Consider the following 19,726-nt stretch of genomic DNA (forward strand, 5'->3'; position numbering starts at 1 on the left):
GCCCCCGGGAGATTTACTTTGCCGACTCGATGACCTTGATCGCGTCTTCCTGCGTGTACTCCACATTGGCGACGCCACCGGCCTGGGTATTGGCGAGGTTCGCTTCGAGATTGTCCTGATCTATGCGCAGGAAGGGAACGACTAGGTCCTTCTTGACCTCCTTGCCGTCTAGGATTTGCTGGGCGACCCAGAAGGCAAGGGTGGAGACGCCGGGCGCGATCGAGACCGACATGGTTTCATAGCCGTTCGCATCCTTCTGCTCCTTCCACCACTTCAGTTCATCCTCGCGATTGCCCATCACGATGATCGGCATCTTCCGGTCGGTCGCGGCGATCGCCTGCGCGGCACCGTACCCATCTCCGCCCTGCGTCACCACGCCGGCAATTTCAGGCAGGCTCGGCAGGATGCCGGCAACGGCCTTCTGCGCAACGTCCTGCGCCCAGTCTCCGTGCACGGAGCCGGCGATCTTGAACTGTGGGAACTGCTTGACGCCCTCATGGATGCCGGCCGAGATCTCGTCGTCGACGAATACGCCGGCAAGGCCGCGGATCTCGAGCAGATTGCCGCCGTCCGGAAGTTTGTTCGAAAGATACTCGACCTGACTGCGGCCCATTTCCTTGAAATCGACGGCGATGCGCCAGGCGCAGGGTTCCGTCACGATGCCGTCGAAGGAGACGACGGTAATGCCGGCATCGCAGGCCTCCTTGACCGCGCCGTTCAGCGCCGTCGGTGAGGCGGCGTTCAGCACAATCGCGTCGTAGCCCTGCAGGATCATGTTCTGGATTTGCGCGGCCTGTTCCGTTGCCTGGTTCTCGGCAGTGGTGAAGGCATCGGCCGAAGCGACGACGCCGGCCTTTACGGCTTCCCCCGTCACCTTTTCCCAGCTCGTCAGCATGGCCTGGCGCCACGAATTGCCGGCATAATTGTTCGAAAGGGCGATCTTCTTGGCCGAGGTCTCGGCAAATGCGGAAGCCGGCATCGCGGCGCAAGCGATCGCGGCGGATGCCAGAAGCATCTTACGGATGGTCATGTCTCTCTCCCTCATGATCGCCTGGCAGGCGATCGCTTCACCCGCCCGGCCAATCGGGGTCGAGTGAGATTGTTCTTGCACTGAGCTTCCTCCTCTCAGTAAGGGCAGGATGCGGGAGATCGACGGGCCTGTACAGGCGCAAGGCGGCAAGATGTTTGCGGGTTTTGCGAAACAAGCTGCGGGTTTACGCAAGACGGCGGCGCTCCCGCGGGCGCTTACTGGCGAAGCGACTGCGGCGGGTTGAGGAGCCTGCCGCTTCTGGAGGAAACCACGATGCTGCATCCTGCACCCGCAGCCATGTTCGATCATTATCTCGGAATTTCCCGGTTGCTTGCGGGCCAGCTCGACTTTCGCTCGGCCATTCGCTCGGTCGCGGCAGAGGTCGCGCACATCATCCCGCACGACCATCTCGATGTCTGCGTGCTCCTCGAGGACGGCAACTATCACACCGCCTATGAGACGGGCATCGAGACCGCCTGGGGCGACCTTGCCGGCGCACCTGTCGTCAACAGTCCGATCCGCTCCCTCCTATGGGGCGACGTGGACTTCCTGCTGGCCGACGACGCAATGATCGACCCGCGCTTCCATTTCGAAGGCGCGTTCAAGCGGCCGATCGTCGAACAGTCGCTGAGGAGCCGCCTGCATGTACCGATGAAGGTGCAGGGCGCGATCATCGCGGCGCTTTCATGTTCCTCGCAGGAAGCGGGTGTCTACACGATGGAGGACGTCGAGCGGGCCCGCATTATCGCAGACCTGCTTACACCCTATTTCTTCGCGCTGCGGGCGGCCGAGCAAGCGCAACGGTCGGCGATCGTGGAAGCGGAAGCCCGCGCTCGCGAGGAGGGCCTGCGGCTGGGTGCGTTGAAACTCACCGAAGCATTGGAGCAGGAGCGCCAGCGCATCGGCATGGACCTGCACGACCAGACGCTCGCCGACCTGACGCGTCTCGCCCGCAGGATCGATCGGCTGTCGCGCAACGGCGAGGTGGCGCCGGAGGCACTGGAGCCCGTCTCCCGCTCCCTGCAGCATTGCATGCAGGATCTGCGGCAGATCATCGAGCAGGCAAAGCCCTCCGTTCTCCAGCTCTTCGGACTTAGCCAGGCGATCGAGCACCACCTGGACCGCTCGACTCGGGACGCGGGCTCGATCATCGAATGGGGCCTGGCCGACGAGACGAATGGTGCGCTGGAACGGCTGGAGCCGACCGTCATCGTCGCGCTGTTCCGCATCGCTCAGGAGGCGATCAACAATGCGGTGCGCCACGCTGCTCCGCTTGCCGTCAAGGTGCGGCTCGACGCCGACGACGACCGGTTGTCGATCGAAATTGCGGACGACGGAACCGGACTTGCCAAAACGCGGGGACGGATCGGCGAGGGAATCGACAACATGAAGACCCGGGCGCGACTGATTTCCGCGCGTTTCACGATCGGTCCGGGCCACAATAATCGCGGCACCGTGGTCCGCGTGGTGCTGCCGCTCACGCCGCACGACGCGGGCTCAATCGAGGAGAGGGCGGAATGAAGGTTCTGATCGTCGAGGACGACCCGCTGCATCGCTCCTACCTGCATGAGGCGGTCAACGCAGCCCTGCCGGAATGCGACACTGTGATCGAGGCGGAAAATGGAACTGTCGGCGAGAAGCTCGCTCGCGATCACAAGTCGGCGCATATCGTCATGGATCTGCAGATGGCGAGCCGCAACGGCATCGAGGCGGCGCGCACGATCTGGAAGGAGCGGCCGGAGACCCGCATCCTTTTCTGGTCGAACTATTCGGACGAGGCGTATGTACGCGGTGTCTCGCGCATCGTTCCGGATGGAGCTGCCTATGGCTACGTCCTGAAATCCGCGTCCGACGAACGGCTGAAGCTTGCACTGCGCTCGATCTTCGTCGAGAGCCAATGCGTCATCGACCGGGAGGTGCGGGGTCTTCAGCAGAAAAGCCTTGGCCAGACGAACGGCTTCACCGATTCCGAATACGAGATCCTCGTCGATATCGCACTCGGGCTTACCGACAGGGCCATTGCCAGGCGCCGCGGCCTGTCGCTGCGCAGCGTACAGAATCGCCTGCAGCAGCTTTACGACAAGCTCGACGTCTACCAGGCCGCGAGCGACGACAATGACGACGGCCGCTTCAATCTGCGTGCCCGCGCCATCACGATCGCCTTCCTGCGCAAACTCCTGAACTACAGCGCGCTGGAGCGGGCGGAAGCGGAACTGCAGGAGTGGTTGGACGGAAAATAGACTCGACAGGCAATGCGGAAGCTTCGACGATCGCAGCAGTTGAGATCGGGATCCGTCATCATACCGCGATTTTGTCTCCCTGGAGGAAAATCACAATTCAGAGCCCGCCGACCCTGGAGGAAGCGAAAGCGGGCTCGTGCCGGCGATCTTTCGCAGCGCGGCTTTCTAGATGATTGTGATGCTGCCGCCTCAGTGCCGCCCGAGGCCGGAGAATTTTTGGCGCTCGCGAATGTAAGCGATGGCGGCCGCTTCGAGGCTCGTGCATTCCTCTTCGGATTTGAGCAGGGCGGCGTCGTCTTTTGATGCCGCACATCGCAGGACGTCGCGGCGCAGGCAGGCGTGCTCGTAAACTTCGCACAGCTTCAAGAAAGTGAGGTCGTGAATCATCCAGGCACTGTCGCGCACATCAGGTACCGCCAACAGCAGTCGAGCCATTCCAGCCTTCTGTACGTCCATTGTTGCGCCCTGTTCCATCAACGAGGTTAATGCGCAATGGCTGCTGCTGAAAAATGGTTCCATAAGTGCGTCGAAGCGGCGGTTTCTCGATCATTGCGGGCAGAACAACCAGAGCCGCATAAGCCTCGGCGGCAATGACGGTCATTCCGAGGTTGCTTCAGGCCTATCGCCGGGTTCGATCAATGTTGAATTCTGCTCGATCGGCATTGCAGCCAAGGTCCTGATGTCCTCGGCCAGCGCGGCGAGCTGTGCCGCAATTTCCAAGAGGTCGGAAGCAGAATTTTCCTCGTCATTGTGTTTCATATCGCGGTCGTCCATGTCCCAATTCCCAGGCAACGGGTGGTTGCACCGCCTCGCGAGGCAGGGTCCGCCGTGGAAATCACAGGACCTCAGTCTAGCAGGGCACCAAACCGAGTGCGGAATCTAGCATGTCGTCCGTTTACGACGATGGGACATTGGTCCGAGACCAAAGCGCCAAAGGTCCTACGCCCAAACCGGCTATTAGGACGGATGGGGAATGGCATTTGACCTTCATGGCATCTGCTCTTGCTTTCCAGCAATCGGCATCAGGTGAGCACGACATATTCGGTCAGCTGGCTGATCGTCGTATCGGCCTTCTGCACGTCGAAGACCTTCGTGCCATGGCTCATGATCACGAACCTGTCGCAGACCTGATAGGCGTGGTAGAGATTGTGGGTCACCAGCACGCTCGAGACATTCTCCGCCTTGAGCTTCAGCACCTGGTTCAACAGCGCTTCCGTCTCGCGTACGGAGAGCGCCGAGGTCGGCTCGTCGAGGAGCAGCACGCGCTTCTTGAAATAGACGGCGCGGGCGATTGCGACCGCCTGTTTCTGCCCGCCGGAGAGGTTGCCGACGAGCGTATCCGGGAAATCGATGCCGGAGATGTGCACGGCGTTTTGCAAGACTTCCATGGCGATGTCGCGCATCTCGCGCTGCCTGAGGAAGCCGAAGCGGTCGGTCAGCTCACGGCCCATGAAGATATTGCGGGTAATCGAGAGTGAATCGACCAGCGCGGTGTGCTGATAGATCGTTTCGATGCCGGCATCGGCGGAATCCGAGCGGCAGGAAAAGGTCGTCTTCTTGCCGTCGACGCTGAGATAGCCGTCCGTCGGCTTGTGGATGCCGGAGATGAGATTGACGGTCGTCGACTTGCCGGCGCCGTTGTCACCCAAAAGGCCGACGACTTCCCCCTCGCCGATATGGAAGCTCAGATTGCGAAGCGCGGTCAGCGCACCGAAGCACTTCGAAATGTTGTGCAGTTCGAGAAGATTGGGGGTCGACATCACGCAAGACCTCGCCGCTCGATGAGATGGTTGAAGATTGCAGCCAGCACGATCAGCGTGGCTATGAACATGTCGAGGTAGAAGCCCGGTGCCCGCAGGAGAAGCAGGACGTCGGTGATCGTGTGGATGAGCAGCACGCCGAGAAGATTCCGACGATCGATCCGCGCCCTCCGCGCAGCGACAGGCCGCCGATGACGCAGGCGGCGATGGCCTGGAGTTCCAGACCCGCACCCTGCCCCGGCTGCACGCTGCCGACGCGGGCTGTCGCAAGAATGCCCGCCACCGCAGCCATGCCGCCCGCAATCGCAAAGGCAACCAGTTTGACGCGGCTGGTGTTGATGCCGATCGCCTCGGCCGCAGCGCGATTGCCACCGGTCGCGAAAACGTGGTTGCCGAAGCGGTGGCGGTGTAGCAGCAGGTGAAAGCCTATGACGAAGAGGACGATCCAGATGAAGGCGGCGTTGACGCCGAACAGGGTGCCGGAAAAGAGGCTGGTGAAGACCGGTTCCGGATCGAAACGCACCTGGACGGCACCGTTGTAGAGCAGCACCGCGCCGCGCCAGAAGAGGAGCCCGCCGAGTGTGACGATGAAGGATGGCAGGCCGAAGCGCAGGGTGATATGGCCGTTGAGGGAACCGATCAGCACGCCCGTCAGAATACCGATAGGTGCGGCGACGAAGGCGCTCAGCCCCGCATTGACGAGCGAGGCCATCAGCACGGCCGTGAATGTGTAGACGGAGCCGATGGAAAGGTCGAATTCACCGGCGATCATCAATACGCCGGCTCCGAGCGCGAGGCATCCAAGCACGGGGATCGCCTTCATCAGGATCGTCAGGTTCTGCGGTGAGAGGTAGCGGAACTCGTCCGGATAGAGGAGCGCGCCGGCGATGCAGACGATCTGCAGGGTCATGAAGACGAGAAAGATCGCTCCCGCCGGCATGCCCATGATCTGCTTGAGGATGGATTGTCTCTGGGTCCGCGAGCGTGGCGCGGCACTTTCGGCTAGGACAGGAGTCACGGTCTGGCACCCGATCGTTGGGGAAGGGGGAACCGGCCGGCCGCGCCGGCGGGCTCCCTCGGAACGCGGTTAGCGGTAGCTGCCGATCAGCGGCTTGACCGAACCGATGCGCGACTTGTCTCAGGAAGGCGCCCTGGCCCGTGTCGATGTCGGTCGGTGTCAGCCCGTATTTTTTGGCAAGCGCGATCTGGGCGATCGGATAGTAGCCCTGCAGATAGGGCTGCTGGTCCATGGTCGCGTACATTGCGCCGGATTCCACCGCATTTACGATCTCGACCGCAAGGTCGAAACCGCCGAAGGGAATGTCTACGCCGGCGTCCTTGATGGCGCCCGCGCCGACGGTCGAGGTGACCGAGCCGGTGCCGAACAGCGCCTTCACATTCGGGTTGGCGATGAGGAATTGCGCAATGATGTTCTGCGCTTCGGCGGGGTCGAGACCGGCTCGAACCGTCTCCACCTTGATGCCGTTTTCGGTCATCGCCTTCTCGATGCCGCCGCCACGGGCGACTGCAAAGCTAGCTTCCGGAATTTCGCGCGGGTTGAAGACGACGTCGCCGGACTTGAGGCCGAATTCCTTGATCATCCGGTTGCCGAGCTCATAGCCGGAGGCAAGCTCGTTCATGCCGACATAGGCCTGGCGACAGTTGCCCTTGGCGCCGTCGAGATCATCGTTGTTGAAGCCGATGACGATGATACCGGCCTTGACTGCCGCGCAGATGCTCTCGTCGAAAGCATCCGAACTGGAGATCGCGACGGCGATGCCATCGACGCCGCTGGCCGTCGCGCTTTCGATCAGGTCGTTCTGGCGCACCGGATCGTTGTTGGCATACTGCACGTCCAGGTCGACGCCGAATTGGGCGGCGGCGTCTTGCGCTCCCTTCACCACCGGATTAAAGAACTGCACACTCGGATCGAGATAGATGATCATCGTTGCCTTGACGTCTGCGGCGAGCGCGCTCGACGTCAACAAGGTGGCAAGGCCCGCAGCCAGCGCCGCGGTTCTGAGCCTGGTCAGTTTCATTGCGTGTCCTCCCTTTGGATGTGCATTGCGGGTCGCAAGACCCAAGTCTCGGCTGGCGGGCTCCGACCAAAGATCACGCCAGCCGAGATATTCCTCCTCCCGACCCCGACTGCGGCCGATTATGTGAACCAGGGCGCGGGGCGCCCGAGCGTCACGTGGACGCCTTTGAACTGGGAATATTCGTCAAAGCCGTAGCGGCCGAGCTCGCGGCCCAGGCCGCTCTTCTTGTAACCGCCGATCGGCAGCTCCGGCGTGCCGTCGATCACGCTGTTGATCCAGCATCGGCCGGCGCGGATGCGGCGGATGCTCTGCAGCGCGGTTTCGAGATTGGTCGACCAGACGCTGGCCGAAAGACCGAACTCGGTGGCGTTCGCCAGCGCTACGGCTTCGTCCGGGGTCTTGAAGGTCAGCGTTGAAAGCACGGGACCAAAGATCTCCTCGCGTGCGATCGACATGTCGGGCGTGACGCCGGCAAAGACAGTCGGTGCATAGTAAAGGCCGGCCTCCCTGCCGGTCCTTTCGCCGCCGAGCAGCAGTTCCGCGCCAGACGCGATGCCGGCCGTCACATAGGAATGCACCTTTTCGGCATGCGTCTCCGAGATCATTGCGCCGATCCTGGTGCGTTCGTTCAGCGGATCGCCGAAAGTCACCTTGCGCGAGATGTCGAGCAGGCGCTCCATCAGCGCATCGCGGATGCCCTCCTGCACCAGAAGCCGGCTGCCGGAAATGCAGCACTGGCCGGCATTGTGGTAGACGCCATAGGCGACGCCGTCTGCCGCCGCGTCGAGATCCGCATCGGCGAAGACGATCTGCGGCCCCTTGCCGCCAAGCTCCAGCCCCACGCGCTTGACGCTGCGCGCCGCGATCTCGCCGAGCTTCGTGCCGACGCGGACAGAGCCGGTAAAGGCGACCATGTCGACGCTCGGGTCTTCGGCCAGCACCTGGCCGGCGGGGTCGCCATAACCGGTGACGACGTTGAACACTCCATCGGGAATGCCGGCTTCGCGCGCCAGCTCCGCCATACGGATCGACGTGCCCGAAGTGAACTCGGAGGGCTTCAGCACGACCGTGCAGCCGCTGCCGATCGCCCATGGCACGCGTTCCGACGCGATGATGAAGGGGAAGTTCCAAGGCGTGATGATGCCGACGACCCCGACCGGCTCGCGCAGGACAAGGCCCAAACGATCGTCGCCGATATTGTTGTGGGTCTGTCCTTCCAGCGCTCGGGCCTGGCCGGCGGCATAGGACCAGAGATCTGCGCAGAAACCGATTTCGCCGCGCGCCTGCGCGATCGGCTTGCCGACCTCGAGGCTCTCGATCAGAGCCAGCTCCTCCTGTCTCTCGAGGATGAGGTCGGCGACCTTGAACATCAGGCGCGACCGCTCTGCGCCCGACATGCGCGACCACGGGCCGGTATCGAAAGCCTTCCGAGCGGCCGCGACGGCCTTGCGCACGTCGTCGGCCGAGGCCTCCGGCCATGTGCCGACCGTGACGCCGGCGTGGCCGGGGCTCACCCGATCGATCGTCCTGCCTGAAGCGGCATCGACCGACTTGCCATCGACAAGCATCTGGTAGCGGGATTTAATACGCAGGCGGGGATCATCGGAATCGGGTGCGATGAAATTGGACAGCAATAGCGTTCTCAGGCCGGCCCGCGCGGCGCCAGCCCCTCCCTGTTCATCCGGTTTGCCGGATTTCTGTTGCGCCTGAATTGTATGGTACTGTATGGTGGTTCAAATTGGATGTCAACGGATGACGGCGGCGAAAGACATGAACCTCGAATCCCTGAAGATCGACACCGGCGAAACCGCCGCGGCCCAGGTCGAGCGGGACTTGCGCGAATCCATCATCCGGCTGGAGCTCGCCCCCGGAATGCGGCTCTCCGAACAGGAAATCGCCACACGCATGGGCGTGTCGCGTCAGCCCGTGCGCGAGGCGCTCATCGCGCTGGGCAAATCCAAACTGGTGGATATCCGGCCCAACAGGGGCACCGTCGTCGTGCGGATTTCAGCCAGACAAATGATGGAATCCCGCTTCGTGCGCGAGGCGATCGAAGTCGCGGTGGCGCGCCGGGCCAGCGAGACATTCGATAGCTGGACGCGGCGCAAGATCGACACGATCCTCGCTCGGCAAAAGGCGGCGAATGAGGCGAATGACCACAATGCTTTCCGCCGGGAGGACGAGCAGTTCCATATTGCGATCGCCGAGGGTGCAGGCTGCGGCCTCGCCTGGAACGCCATCTCCGACATCAAGGCACACATGGATCGGGTCTGCAACCTCCAGCTGCGCCATCCGGACTCGATGAAGAAACTGATTGCCGAACACGAGGCGATCATCACCGCCATCGACGCGCGGGATGCCGACGCGGCCGCGGCCGCCATGCGCAGCCATCTCAACGGCATTCTGGCCGACCTGCCGCAGATCGAGGCGGACAATCCAGACCTGTTCGAGTGACCGTTTTCCGGCGTCTTCCTTTGATCGTAGCCGACAAAAACATGCAGCAGATCAAAGCGCTACAGCGACTTTTGCCCGTCCGATAAGACGCGCGGTGCTGTTGCCGCTGCGGTCCCGCGTTCCCGGTCTGGCCTTGATACTCCAGGTGATCAACGATGACTTCTGTCGATCATCGCGACAATGGTCGCGAAAAGCTCCTCCTGCGCCTGCGCCGCCGTGATCTCCCCCGTAGAGGCGGCATCCGACAGGGCGTTAGCAGCGCCGAGCATAGCCCAGAACCCCGCCGGTCCGATGCCTCGCCGCCCCACGAAAGCCGCCAGTGCCCTTCGGCACTTCTCGATGAAAGCCAGTTGATAGTCTCGCTTTACTGCCTCCAACTCGGGGGAGCCCGCAAGGGCTGCGAGCACGTCGGGCATTTCCCGGCCCTGCGCGAGCACACAGTCGACGTATGAGGTTGCGATGACCTTGGCTCGATCTTCGAGGGTCGGGCCGCTCCCGTCGAGTGCGGCGTCGATCATCTCGGTCTGCCGGGCGTCAAAATCCCGATAGAGCGCTATCAGCAGGCCATTGCGCGTGCCGAAATGATCATAGACCACCGGCTTGGCGACAGCAGCTCCTTGCGAAAGCCTTGGGAGCGTCAGGGCATCCGAACCTTCTTCGCGCACAAGCTGCCACGCCACGTCGAGAAGCTGGCGCCGTCGCTGCTCGCGACTGAGACGGACACGCTTGGCGGGAGGCTGCATTTTCTTCGGCCTGCTTGACATCGCTATATACCAAAAGTAACTTACCGGAAGTATATAGTAACTGCCCTTCAATCGCAACCATCCACCGGCCTCGCGCCGGCGGCCAATCCGCATGCCTTCGCATGCGGTTCCCAGAGGATTTGTGCCCATGACCGATACTTCACTTCCACGATCCGCCGATCGAACCGCATGGCTGGGACTCATCGCCATTTTACCCCTGGTCCTGCTTGTGGCCATGGACGGGTCGATCCTTTATCTCGCTATGCCGCATGTCACTTCGGCCCTTCAGCCGACCGCTGATCAGGCGCTCTGGATCCTGGACATCTACGGCTTCGTGGTCGGATCGCTGCTGATCGTTTTCGGGAATATCGGCGACCGCTACGGCCGGCTGAAACTCATCATGACCGGCGCGGCGGTCTTCGGTGCAGGGTCGCTCGGCGCGGCCTATTCGCAAACGCCAGAGCTGCTGATCGCCTCGCGTGCCCTGATGGGGCTGGGTGGCGCAACACTCCTGCCGTCCGGCTTGGCCATCGTCAGCGCCTTGTTCCCCGATCCGCGACTGCGCGCTCAGGCTATCGGCATCTTTGCGGCCACTTTCGCAGCCGGCTTTGCGATCGGCCCGCTCATTGGCGGCATGCTGCTGCGGCAGTTCGCGTGGGGCGCCGTGTTTCTCATCAATGTCCCCGTTGTCATCGGCTTCATGATCGGCGCACCCATCCTGTTGCGCGAGGTGCGCTCGACCGTCGGCGGCAGCATCGACCTGGCGAGCCTCGTCCTGTCCTTCGCCGGCATCTTGCTGTTCACCTATTCGCTCAAGCATGCGGCCGCCTATGGCTTCACTCCGACACAAATCCTTGCCGGAGCCGCCGGCATAATGGCGCTGGCGCTATTCGTTCTCAGACAGGCAAGACTTGAATACCCGCTGCTCGACCTCGGTCTCTTCCGCGAGCGCATCTTCTCTACCGCTATTCTGACGGGCCTTCTGTCGCTGGTCGTGTGGTCTGCTGCCGGGTATCTGTCGGGCGTCTACCTGCAATCGGTGCTGGGCATCGATGTGTTTGCCGCCGCGCTGTTGACCCTGCCGGGCGCGATCGTGCTGACGGCGACCTGCGTGGGCACCGCCCGCATCGTCGAACGGATCGGCCGGAAGACCGCACTTGTGGCAACGCATCTGCTGATCAGCGCCGGCGCTTTCCTGCTGCTTTTCACGACGACCGAGGCAGGCATTGCGGTCTTCGTCGCCTCCACAATGGTCGCCGGCGTCGGATATGGATTGTCCTTCAGCCTTGTGGCCGACATCGCGGTTTCGGCGGTTCCTGCGAGCCGGGCGGGTGCGGCGGGTTCGATTGCGGAGACCAGCAACGAACTGGGCAACGCGCTGGGTATTTCTCTGCTTGGATCTTTGGCGACACTGAACTTCCGGCTATTCGGCCCCGGTGCAGCGGGGACGCTCGATGAAACGCTCGATCAGCCCGGACTTGCATATCAAAGCCTGATTCAGGCTCAGGAAGCGTTCCTCACCGGCATGCATGTCGCGATCGGCACGGGCGGTCTCGTGACGCTCGCAGTCGGGGTCTTGGCATGGGTCTGGCTGCCGAGCAGGTTGCCGGAATGATGTTCCGTCGCGGCGTATGACGGTCCTGTGCGCCCGACGAAGGAAAGAGGAGATCACTTCGCCGTGAGGCTCGGACTTCGGCTTGAAACGGGACTGCGCCGCTCCAATTCCGTTCCAGCACGATTCGCGTGCATTCGGAGGGTGGCGATGGGCCTCTCATTCCCGAAAGCCGGTTTTGTCGCGCTCGTCTCAGCCGTGGCACTCGCCTGCGGCCTGCCCCTCGGTACGGCGCGGGCGGAACTGCTCGCGCGCGTGCCGACCGCACGCGAGATGGCGGTGTGCGGCGACGTATTGTTCGTCGGAACCAAGGGCTCCTCGGTCTATGCCGTGTCATTTTCCGGGGGCGGCGCCCGCAGGGTCGCCTCCGGATTTTCCAATGCGAACGGCGTTGCCTGCTCACGCGGCCGGCTGTTCGTCGCTTCGGGAAACAGCATAACGGCTTTCGAGATCGGCCGCGGCGGCACTTTGAGCGGCAGACGCGTTATTCGGCGCGACCTGCCGGATTCGGGCGCCCACGGCTATCGTTATGTCGCCGTCGGCCCGGATTCCCGCCTCTATGTCTCGCTCGGATCACCCTGCAACATTTGCATTCCCCGCGGGCTGCAAGGTACGATCGTCAGCATGAACCAGGACGGGTCCGACCTTCGCAGAGTGGCCTGGGGTGTGCGCAACTCTGTCGGCTTCGACTGGCGCGGCGGCACAATGTTCTTTACCGACAATGGTGCCGACAGAATGGGTGACGATATCCCGCCCGATGAGCTGAACGCTTTGCGGCCGGGCGGCTTTTACGGCTTCCCCTATTTCGGAGGCGAGGTGCCGCTCACAGGGTTCGAGGACGCGTCGCCGCCCGCGCGCCAGATTCCACCTGTCTTCAACTTTCAGGCGCATGTCGCAGCGCTCGGGATTCACTTCTTCCGCAGCCTGGGCGGCGATGCTCTGGTGGCCCAGCACGGCAGTTGGAACAGGTCGGTACCGGTCGGCTATCAGGTCGTGCGGGTCCGCTTCCGCGGCGGCCGCCCGGTCTCGGCGACCGCCTTCCTCAGAAACGTCGGTCGTCCGGTCGACGTCAAGGAAGCGCCGGACGGGTCCATCCTCGTATCCGACGACGCCGGCGGCGCGATTCACATCTTCAGGCGATGACGCCCCCACGCAAAGGGATTCGGGAGGTCTGAAGCGCCTTTCGCCTACTGGTGGTTGAACAACCGAAAATTGCTTATTCCCTAAATCACATCGTTCGGATATTGCGCCTGTGCCGATTGAGGTAAGACGGCGTTAGGAGAACCATTGTGAATGTCGACGAAAAACTGGAACCCATTCTAACCGAAGTCCTGAGGCGTAACGGAGGTGAACACGAGTTTCACCAGGCCGTGCGCGAGGTCCTGGAGAGCCTCGGGCGCGTGATAGCCAAACATCCCCGTTACGCCGAAAACGCGCTCATCGAGAGGATCTGCGAACCGGAGCGTCAGATCATCTTCCGCGTGCCCTGGGTGGACGACAAGGGCCAAGTCCAGATCAACCGGGGGTTCCGGGTTCAGTTCAACTCCGCACTCGGGCCGTACAAGGGCGGGATCCGGTTTCATCCTTCGGTGAATGTCGGAATCATCAAGTTCCTCGGCTTCGAGCAGACCTTCAAGAACGCACTGACCGGGATGCCGATCGGCGGGGGCAAAGGCGGCTCCGACTTCAATCCCAGGGGCCGTTCGGACGGCGAGATGATGCGCTTCTGCCAATCGTTCATGACGGAGCTTCACAGGCATCTCGGCGAATACACGGACGTTCCTGCGGGTGACATCGGTGTCGGGGGCCGGGAGATCGGCTACATGTTCGGTCAGTATAAGCGGCTTACCAACCGCTACGAGGCCGGTGTCCTCACGGGCAAGGCATTGTTCTACGGCGGTTCGCGCGCCCGGAAAGAAGCGACGGGCTACGGAGCCACCTATTTCGTCCAGCGCATGCTTGGAACCAGGGGCCTGGACTTCGACGGCAAACGGGTGACCGTCTCCGGATCCGGCAACGTAGCGATCTACACCATGGAGAAGGTGGTCGAGTTCGGAGGGAAGATCGTGGCGTGCTCCGATTCGAACGGATACGTTGTGGACGAGGACGGCATCGACCTTGAACTGGTTAAGGAGATCAAGGAAGTGCGTCGCGAGCGGATCTCGGAATATGCGCGACTGAAAGGCGCCGGGGCTCACTATATCAAAGCGGGCTCGATCTGGGATGCGCCCTGTGATGTGGCGATGCCTTCCGCGACTCAGAACGAGCTTACCGGGAAGGACGCAAGGGTATTGGTCAAGAACGGTGTTCTTGCCGTGGGGGAGGGCGCCAATATGCCTTCCACGCCGGAGGCCGTCCGCATCTTCCAGGAGGCGGGTGTGCTGTTCGCCCCGGGCAAGGCCGCGAATGCAGGGGGAGTTGCCACCTCCGCTCTCGAGATGCAGCAGAACGCCTCACGCGACAGCTGGACGTTCGAGCAGACCGAGGCGCGTCTTGCAACCATCATGCAGGCGATCCACGATCGTTGCGCCGAGACCGCAGAGGAATATGGAGCTCCGGGAGACTATGTCCTCGGAGCAAACATAGCTGGCTTTGCCAGGGTGGCCGAGGCAATGGATGCCCTCGGCGTGATCTGAGGCGCAGGGGCGATAATGCCGCTCCGGCTGCGTGCCGCGGGTGCTTGCGCACTTGCGTCACCCCGGCCGGGCGGCTTGACTTCCCTGATACCGCGGGCGATCATCCGGCCATGCTGACGAACCGCGACATATATCCGCCTAACGCTCTGGGGATCCGCCTGATCGCAGGATCGTAACCCGGATCCGGCCTCGTCGCCCGCCGGATCCTGGGTGAACGCGGTCAGCACAATTCTCGCTGACATGCGCGACAATCTTCCCGAATATTTCAACTGCATGCACGCGGAAATCCCGTGCCTGTTCCGGAGGTATCGCGAACGATGTCCAGCATCATGGTCTCCTCGAATCTGCCCCTGCCTTTCATTGGAGCGACGGACTATTCTCTTCTCAGCCGCCTGGCCTATCAAGCCTTGTCGAGGGACTTCGACATCGCCGCTGAACTGATCGAAAAGCTGGAGCGCCCTTGCGTTCTGCCAGACGACCAGGTGCCGCCCGACGTCATCAGGATAGGGTCCGTGGTCACTTGCGAGGTCGAGGGCGGAATTCGCCGGACTTTCTCTCTCGTCCATCCTGATGACGTCGATGCCGAGGAGGGGAGGATTTCCGTCCTGACGCCGGTCGGAGTGGCGCTTCTGGGTCTCCGGTCCGGACAGGCGGTCGAGTGGTTCTCTCGAGATGGGCAGAGAAACCGTCTGACGGTCGCTCGGGTCGAGGACGACGTGACGGGCGAACTCGCCCTCTGAGGCTTCCGGCGCTCAAAAGGACTCGATCGAGGACTCCATGCACTTGCCCGGTAGCAGAAAGCGGAAACCTAGAGGAGGTTGCCTCACCGCAGGCTCGTAGCCCTGTGTCGAACCGCTCGCGGTCGGCACGGGGAGTTCCTGTCTCGTCAGCACGAGCAAAGGCCGACCGCCATGGTTGCGCCGTTCGTGCCCCCATATTTGCTCGAGAGGGCAGGTCCCACGACCCGACGGAAGCTGGAGTGATGCGCAATGTCGAGAGAAGCTTTCTGCCAACTGACTGCAGGAGACCTAAACATCCTGATGTCCATGCTGGACGAAACCGGCCACACGGAATCCTTTACGATTCTACTGCGCGAGAAGTTGAACTACGCCAGCGTGTTCTTCCGTGAAGACATACCTGAGAATATCGTCACGCTGGACACGCAGGTAGCCTACACCGTCAACGGCGTGTGCTGCGGACCACATGTTGTGGTCCGCAGCACAGCGAGTAGACCTGCCGACTCCGCTATCTCCGTTCGGACGATGCGGGGTTTGGCGCTGCTTGGGCTGGCCGTCGGCGAGAGGACCGAGATCCTCGGAGAGGACGGCTGGCCCGAAATCCTCGCGGTCGAGCGCATCGTCCTTAAACCCGAGTCGGAGGCTCGCCTGCAACAGACGAGCAACGAACCCGTGCAACTGATCGACCACGCTCCGCAAGTGGTCAATTTCCGGCCGCGGCCCAGGAAAGCGGCCATTCCACATGACGATGATCCGGGTCCCACGGCCGCATGATCTTGAGGCAGCCGGTCATGGCTGTACAGGGCCAAAGATAGAGAGCAGCGATCTAACGCGACGGATCCGGTGATGTCCTCAGATCATCGAGAAAGTCCCGGCACCAGCGCGAGACGTCGTGTTCCAGCAAGTGATCCATCATTGTCTTCCAGCGATCCTTCCGCTCTTCCAGCGGCATGCTGAGTGCGCGCGCCATAGCGTTTGCGGTCCCCTCGATGTCGTAGGGGTTGACGAGCAGGGCACCTCTCAGATCACGGGCGGCTCCGGCGAAGCGCGAAAGCACGAGCACGCCCGGATCGTCCGGATCCTGCGCGGCCACGTATTCCTTCGCAACCAGGTTCATCCCGTCTCGAAGCGGTGTCACGAGGCCGACTTTGCCAAGCCGGTAAAGCCCTGCAAGAATATTCCGGCCCACCGAGCGGTTGATATAGCGTATGGGCACCCAATCGACCGCGCCGAGCGCGCCGTTTACCCTGCCGGCCTGTTCGGCCACAGTGCGCTGCATGGCTTCGTATTCCGGCACTTCGGAGCGCGACTTCGGCGTGATCTGCAGATAGGTGACACGCCCCTGCTGGGCCGGATTGGCCAGGATGAAGCGCTCGAATGCGTCGATCCGCTGCGTGATTCCCTTCGAGTAATCCAGGCGATCGACACCGATGATCAGGCTGCGGTGCTCGATGCTTTCTCGCGCTTTCCTGACGGTCTTGTTGGTCAATGCCTTCTTGGCGAATTCGGCAAAGGCCGCAGTCTCGATGCCGATTGCATAGATGCCGCCCTTGAACACGCGGCCATAGGCGCTGAAGCGGCCTCCGCCGAGTTCATCGCCGATGCCTTCCCGCCGGAGGCAGCCGGCAAAGTTCTCAAGATCATGATCGGTCTGGAAGCCGACGACATCGTAGTGCGACAGGCCGCGCATGATCTCCTCGTGAACGGGCATCGTGAAGAGCACGTCGGCAGGCGGCCAGGGAATGTGGAGAAAGAAGCCGATCCGGTTCTTCAAGCCCATTTGGCGCAGTTCCGCGGCGAGAGGGATCAAGTGGTAGTCGTGCACCCAGATCACGTCATCGGGCCTGATGAGCGGCGCCAGCCGGTGGGCGAAGAAGCGGTTGACGCGGAAATAGCCGGCCATCTCCTTGCGGCCGTATTCGGCAAGATCAAGCCGGTAGTGACAGATTGGCCAGAGAACGCGATTGGCAAAGCCTCGGTAGTATTCTTCTACGTCGGTATCGGTCAGATCCGTGAGTGCATAGGTGATATTGCCTTGCTGCAACTGAGCAAGCGGCTGCGGCTCGTGCTCTCCGCTCGATTGTCCCGACCAGCCCATCCAGATGCCGCCATGCTCTTCAAGGGCGACTTTCAGCGCGACCGCCAGCCCGCCGGCAGGCACAATGCCGCCCTTGTCAGGAACGGGTACACGATTGGAAACAATGACGAGACGGCTCATGCCGAGTTCCTTTCATTCAAGAAAATAATATAGACTTGGCGCTCAAACGTTCAGGGAGAGAACGCGTTTCCGACGCAGACGATCCCGACGGCGGGAAAATCGCCGAGAGGATGCAACCCGCGCGTGGAGCGGCGACGGCCGCTCTGGTGTCGAAGGCGTATTCAGCGCCGATCATTCGGGGGGCATGGACGAACTGGATGAATAACGGGTTTCTCGGCGGTGCGCGATGATGTCCGCGCCGCCGCACTTTCATGCCCCACCCGGCTTCTGGCTGGGAGCTATCCGTTGAATAAAAAAAGGGCGGCCGGAGCCGCCACTTCATCATCAGGGATTTGAAACCTACGAACGCTTCCTGGAATTGCGCTAGAGCGGGATGAGGAAAAGTGTGTCGGTTTTCCTCATCCCGTGTCTCAACTTCTTGGAACCATTTGATCCAACGCACTTCCGGACGGAAAACACTTTTCCCGGAAGTGCTCTAGTGATTGTGGCGGGGCAGGTTCTTGGCGATCTGCCGGAAGTCTGCTGCACCTTCGAGCACCGCGCCGTCGGAAAGCTGGGTGACGGACTTGCGGTAGATGCGCTGCCAGGGCGTGGCATCGGCCGGTACGGCGGGAATGCCGTCCGCCTTGCGCCTTTCGATATCCTCGTCGGAAACCAGCATGTCGCAGCGACCCAGGTTGAAATCGATGCGGATCACATCACCGCTCCGCAGCCAGGCGAGACCGCCGCCGGCCGCACTCTCCGGCGAGGCGTTCAGGATGGAGGGACTGTCGGCTGTGCCGGATTGACGTCCGTCACCGATGGTAGGCAGGCTCCGGATGCCGCGTTTCAAGAGGTGATCCGGCGGCTGCATGTTCACGACTTCCGCCGACCCCGGCCAGCCGAGCGGGCCGGCGCCGCGGATCACCAGGATGGTGTTCTCGTCGATCTCGAGTTCAGGGTCGTTGATGCGCTTGTGGTAGTCCTCCGAGCCATCGAAGACCACGGCCTTGCCCTCGAAAACGCCCTCGCGGCCCGGCTCCTGAAGATAGCGCTTCCTGAAATCGTCGGAGACGACACTCATCTTCATGATGGCGAAGTCGAAGAGATTGCCCTTCAGTACCAGGAAGCCTGCCTTTTCCTTGAGGGGCTCGTCGAAGGGGCGAATAACTTCGCGATCCGTGGATTCGCGCCCTTCGAGGTTCTCGGCCATGGTTTTTCCCGTGACGGTTCGACAGCCGCCGTCGAGCTTTCCGGCCTTCAGGAGTTCCCACATGATCGCGGGTGTGCCGCCGGCGCGGTGATAGCGTTCACCGAGATAGGCACCCGCCGGCTGGATGTTGGCGAGCAGCGGGATATCGAAACCATGGACCTGCCAGTCGTCCGGATAAAGCTCGACGCCGGCATGCTTCGCCATGGCGGCAAGATGCGGCTGGGCATTGGTCGATCCGCCGATCGCCGAGTTGACGCGGATGGCATTGAGAAAGGCGTCCCGGGTCAGGATGTCGGAGGGCTTCAGGTCCTCGAAGACGAGTTCCACGGCGCGGCGTCCGGTACGATAGGCCATCTGCCCGCGCTCGCGATAGGCAGCGGGGATAGCGCCGCAACCGGTGAGCGACATGCCGAGCGCTTCGGCCATCGCGTTCATTGTCGAAGCCGTGCCCATGGTGTTGCAATGGCCGACGGAGGGAGCCGAATCGAGTGCTGCCTGCATGAACTCCTCGCGGTCGATCTCGCCTGCCGCGAGCTTGCGGCGCATGCGCCAGATCACCGTGCCGGAGCCGACGAGATCGCCTTCGTGCCAGCCGTCGAGCATGGGGCCGCCGGAGAGCACGATCGCCGGGATGTCGACCGTCGAGGCCGCCATCAGGGCGGACGGAGTGGTCTTGTCGCAGCCGGTGGTCAGCACCACGCCATCCAGCGGATAGCCGTAGAGAATTTCAACGAGGCCGAGATAGGCGAGGTTGCGATCGAGGGCGGCCGTCGGGCGCTTGCAGTTCTCGAAAATCGGATGCGTCGGGAACTCGATCGGAATCCCCCGGCATCGCGGATGCCGTCGCGAACGCGCTTCGCCAGATCCATGTGCACCCGATTGCATGGGGTGAGATCGCTGCCGCTTTGGGCAATGCCGATGATGGGCTTGCCGCAACGCAATTCCTCCGGCGTCACACCGTAGTTCATGAAGCGCTCCAGATAGAGCGCCGTCAGATCGATATGGTCCGGATTGTCGAACCAGTCCTGTGAGCGCAGGCGGCGCTGGGGTTTGTCAGTCATGGCG

General features: G+C 62.2%; 16 protein-coding genes and 3 pseudogenes. 8 read left to right on the forward strand and 11 right to left on the reverse strand.

The genetic code is table 11. The features are described 5' to 3' along the window. Positions 1-13: 13 nt before the first annotated feature. Positions 14-1,030 (reverse strand): ABC transporter substrate-binding protein, encoded by a 1,017-nt coding sequence (locus tag N0Q91_RS21720; RefSeq protein ID WP_026168754.1) that lies wholly within the window; start codon positions 1,028-1,030, stop codon positions 14-16. A gap of 273 nt (positions 1,031-1,303) precedes the next feature. On the opposite strand from N0Q91_RS21720, the gene N0Q91_RS21725 reads away from it, so the two are divergent. Both N0Q91_RS21725 and N0Q91_RS21730 read left to right on the forward strand, forming a co-directional pair. Next, positions 1,304-2,551, forward strand: a complete 1,248-nt coding sequence (locus N0Q91_RS21725) for a sensor histidine kinase (RefSeq protein ID WP_100673527.1) — start codon at positions 1,304-1,306, stop codon at positions 2,549-2,551. Then, positions 2,548-3,270, forward strand: coding sequence for a response regulator transcription factor (locus N0Q91_RS21730; RefSeq protein ID WP_018096445.1), 723 nt, complete (start codon positions 2,548-2,550; stop codon positions 3,268-3,270). The genes N0Q91_RS21725 and N0Q91_RS21730 overlap by 4 nt, the downstream gene beginning before the upstream one ends. Before the next feature lie 189 nt (positions 3,271-3,459). Here N0Q91_RS21730 and N0Q91_RS21735 read toward each other — a convergent pair whose 3' ends face one another. From N0Q91_RS21735 to N0Q91_RS21765, 7 genes and pseudogenes are all read right to left on the reverse strand, one after another. Then, positions 3,460-3,726 (reverse strand): hypothetical protein, encoded by a 267-nt coding sequence (locus N0Q91_RS21735; protein ID WP_026168753.1) that lies wholly within the window; start codon positions 3,724-3,726, stop codon positions 3,460-3,462. After that, positions 3,677-3,871, reverse strand: a complete 195-nt coding sequence (locus N0Q91_RS21740) for a hypothetical protein (protein ID WP_275598190.1) — start codon at positions 3,869-3,871, stop codon at positions 3,677-3,679. The genes N0Q91_RS21735 and N0Q91_RS21740 overlap by 50 nt, the downstream gene beginning before the upstream one ends. After that, positions 3,868-4,044 carry a hypothetical protein gene (locus N0Q91_RS21745; RefSeq protein WP_018096438.1) on the reverse strand — a complete coding sequence of 59 codons (177 nt, stop codon included), beginning with the start codon at positions 4,042-4,044 and terminating at the stop codon, positions 3,868-3,870. The genes N0Q91_RS21740 and N0Q91_RS21745 overlap by 4 nt, the downstream gene beginning before the upstream one ends. A 248-nt stretch (positions 4,045-4,292) precedes the next feature. Next, positions 4,293-5,030, reverse strand: a complete 738-nt coding sequence (locus N0Q91_RS21750) for an ATP-binding cassette domain-containing protein (RefSeq protein ID WP_275598191.1) — start codon at positions 5,028-5,030, stop codon at positions 4,293-4,295. Continuing rightward, positions 5,030-6,048 (reverse strand): annotated as a pseudogene (locus N0Q91_RS21755) (ABC transporter permease). The gene N0Q91_RS21750 and the pseudogene N0Q91_RS21755 overlap by 1 nt, the downstream one beginning before the upstream one ends. 69 nt (positions 6,049-6,117) lie before the next feature. Beyond that, a pseudogene (locus N0Q91_RS21760) lies at positions 6,118-7,069 on the reverse strand (sugar ABC transporter substrate-binding protein). A gap of 119 nt (positions 7,070-7,188) precedes the next feature. After that, a complete protein-coding gene (locus N0Q91_RS21765; RefSeq protein WP_275598192.1) occupies positions 7,189-8,703 on the reverse strand; it encodes an aldehyde dehydrogenase family protein in 1,515 nt (504 codons plus the stop codon). Between the two features lie 118 nt (positions 8,704-8,821). Between N0Q91_RS21765 and N0Q91_RS21770 the strand changes: the two genes are divergently transcribed. Further along, positions 8,822-9,523, forward strand: a complete 702-nt coding sequence (locus N0Q91_RS21770) for a GntR family transcriptional regulator (protein WP_180980745.1) — start codon at positions 8,822-8,824, stop codon at positions 9,521-9,523. A 149-nt stretch (positions 9,524-9,672) separates the two neighbouring features. On the opposite strand, the gene N0Q91_RS21775 is transcribed toward N0Q91_RS21770, so the two are convergent. Beyond that, positions 9,673-10,287, reverse strand: coding sequence for a TetR/AcrR family transcriptional regulator (locus tag N0Q91_RS21775; protein ID WP_275598193.1), 615 nt, complete (start codon positions 10,285-10,287; stop codon positions 9,673-9,675). A gap of 127 nt (positions 10,288-10,414) precedes the next feature. Here N0Q91_RS21775 and N0Q91_RS21780 point away from each other — a divergent pair, with 127 nt between their 5' ends. The 5 genes from N0Q91_RS21780 (at position 10,415) to N0Q91_RS21800 (ending at position 16,025) form a co-directional block, all read left to right on the forward strand. Then, positions 10,415-11,881 (forward strand): MFS transporter, encoded by a 1,467-nt coding sequence (locus N0Q91_RS21780; protein WP_275598194.1) that lies wholly within the window; start codon positions 10,415-10,417, stop codon positions 11,879-11,881. Between the two features lie 147 nt (positions 11,882-12,028). Continuing rightward, the gene (locus N0Q91_RS21785; RefSeq protein ID WP_275598195.1) at positions 12,029-13,021 is read left to right on the forward strand and encodes a PQQ-dependent sugar dehydrogenase; all 993 of its coding nucleotides are present in this window, start codon (positions 12,029-12,031) and stop codon (positions 13,019-13,021) included. Between the two features lie 146 nt (positions 13,022-13,167). Continuing rightward, entirely contained in the window at positions 13,168-14,514 is a 1,347-nt protein-coding gene (gene gdhA / locus N0Q91_RS21790; protein ID WP_275598196.1) for an NADP-specific glutamate dehydrogenase, read from the forward strand. 317 nt (positions 14,515-14,831) lie between these two features. Continuing rightward, a complete protein-coding gene (gene rnk, locus N0Q91_RS21795; RefSeq protein ID WP_100673516.1) occupies positions 14,832-15,254 on the forward strand; it encodes a nucleoside diphosphate kinase regulator in 423 nt (140 codons plus the stop codon). 300 nt (positions 15,255-15,554) lie between these two features. Next, positions 15,555-16,025, forward strand: coding sequence for a transcription elongation factor GreAB (locus tag N0Q91_RS21800; protein ID WP_275598197.1), 471 nt, complete (start codon positions 15,555-15,557; stop codon positions 16,023-16,025). A gap of 52 nt (positions 16,026-16,077) precedes the next feature. On the opposite strand, the gene otsA is transcribed toward N0Q91_RS21800, so the two are convergent. Further along, positions 16,078-17,469: an alpha,alpha-trehalose-phosphate synthase (UDP-forming) gene (otsA, locus tag N0Q91_RS21805; protein ID WP_100673514.1), complete on the reverse strand. Its 1,392-nt coding sequence runs from the start codon at positions 17,467-17,469 to the stop codon at positions 16,078-16,080. Between the two features lie 475 nt (positions 17,470-17,944). Continuing rightward, positions 17,945-19,722 (reverse strand): annotated as a pseudogene (locus N0Q91_RS21810) (dihydroxy-acid dehydratase). Positions 19,723-19,726: the final 4 nt, after the last annotated feature.

This window comes from Sinorhizobium prairiense (assembly GCF_029201645.2).
In the GTDB taxonomy this organism is placed as follows: domain Bacteria; phylum Pseudomonadota; class Alphaproteobacteria; order Rhizobiales; family Rhizobiaceae; genus Sinorhizobium; species Sinorhizobium meliloti_A.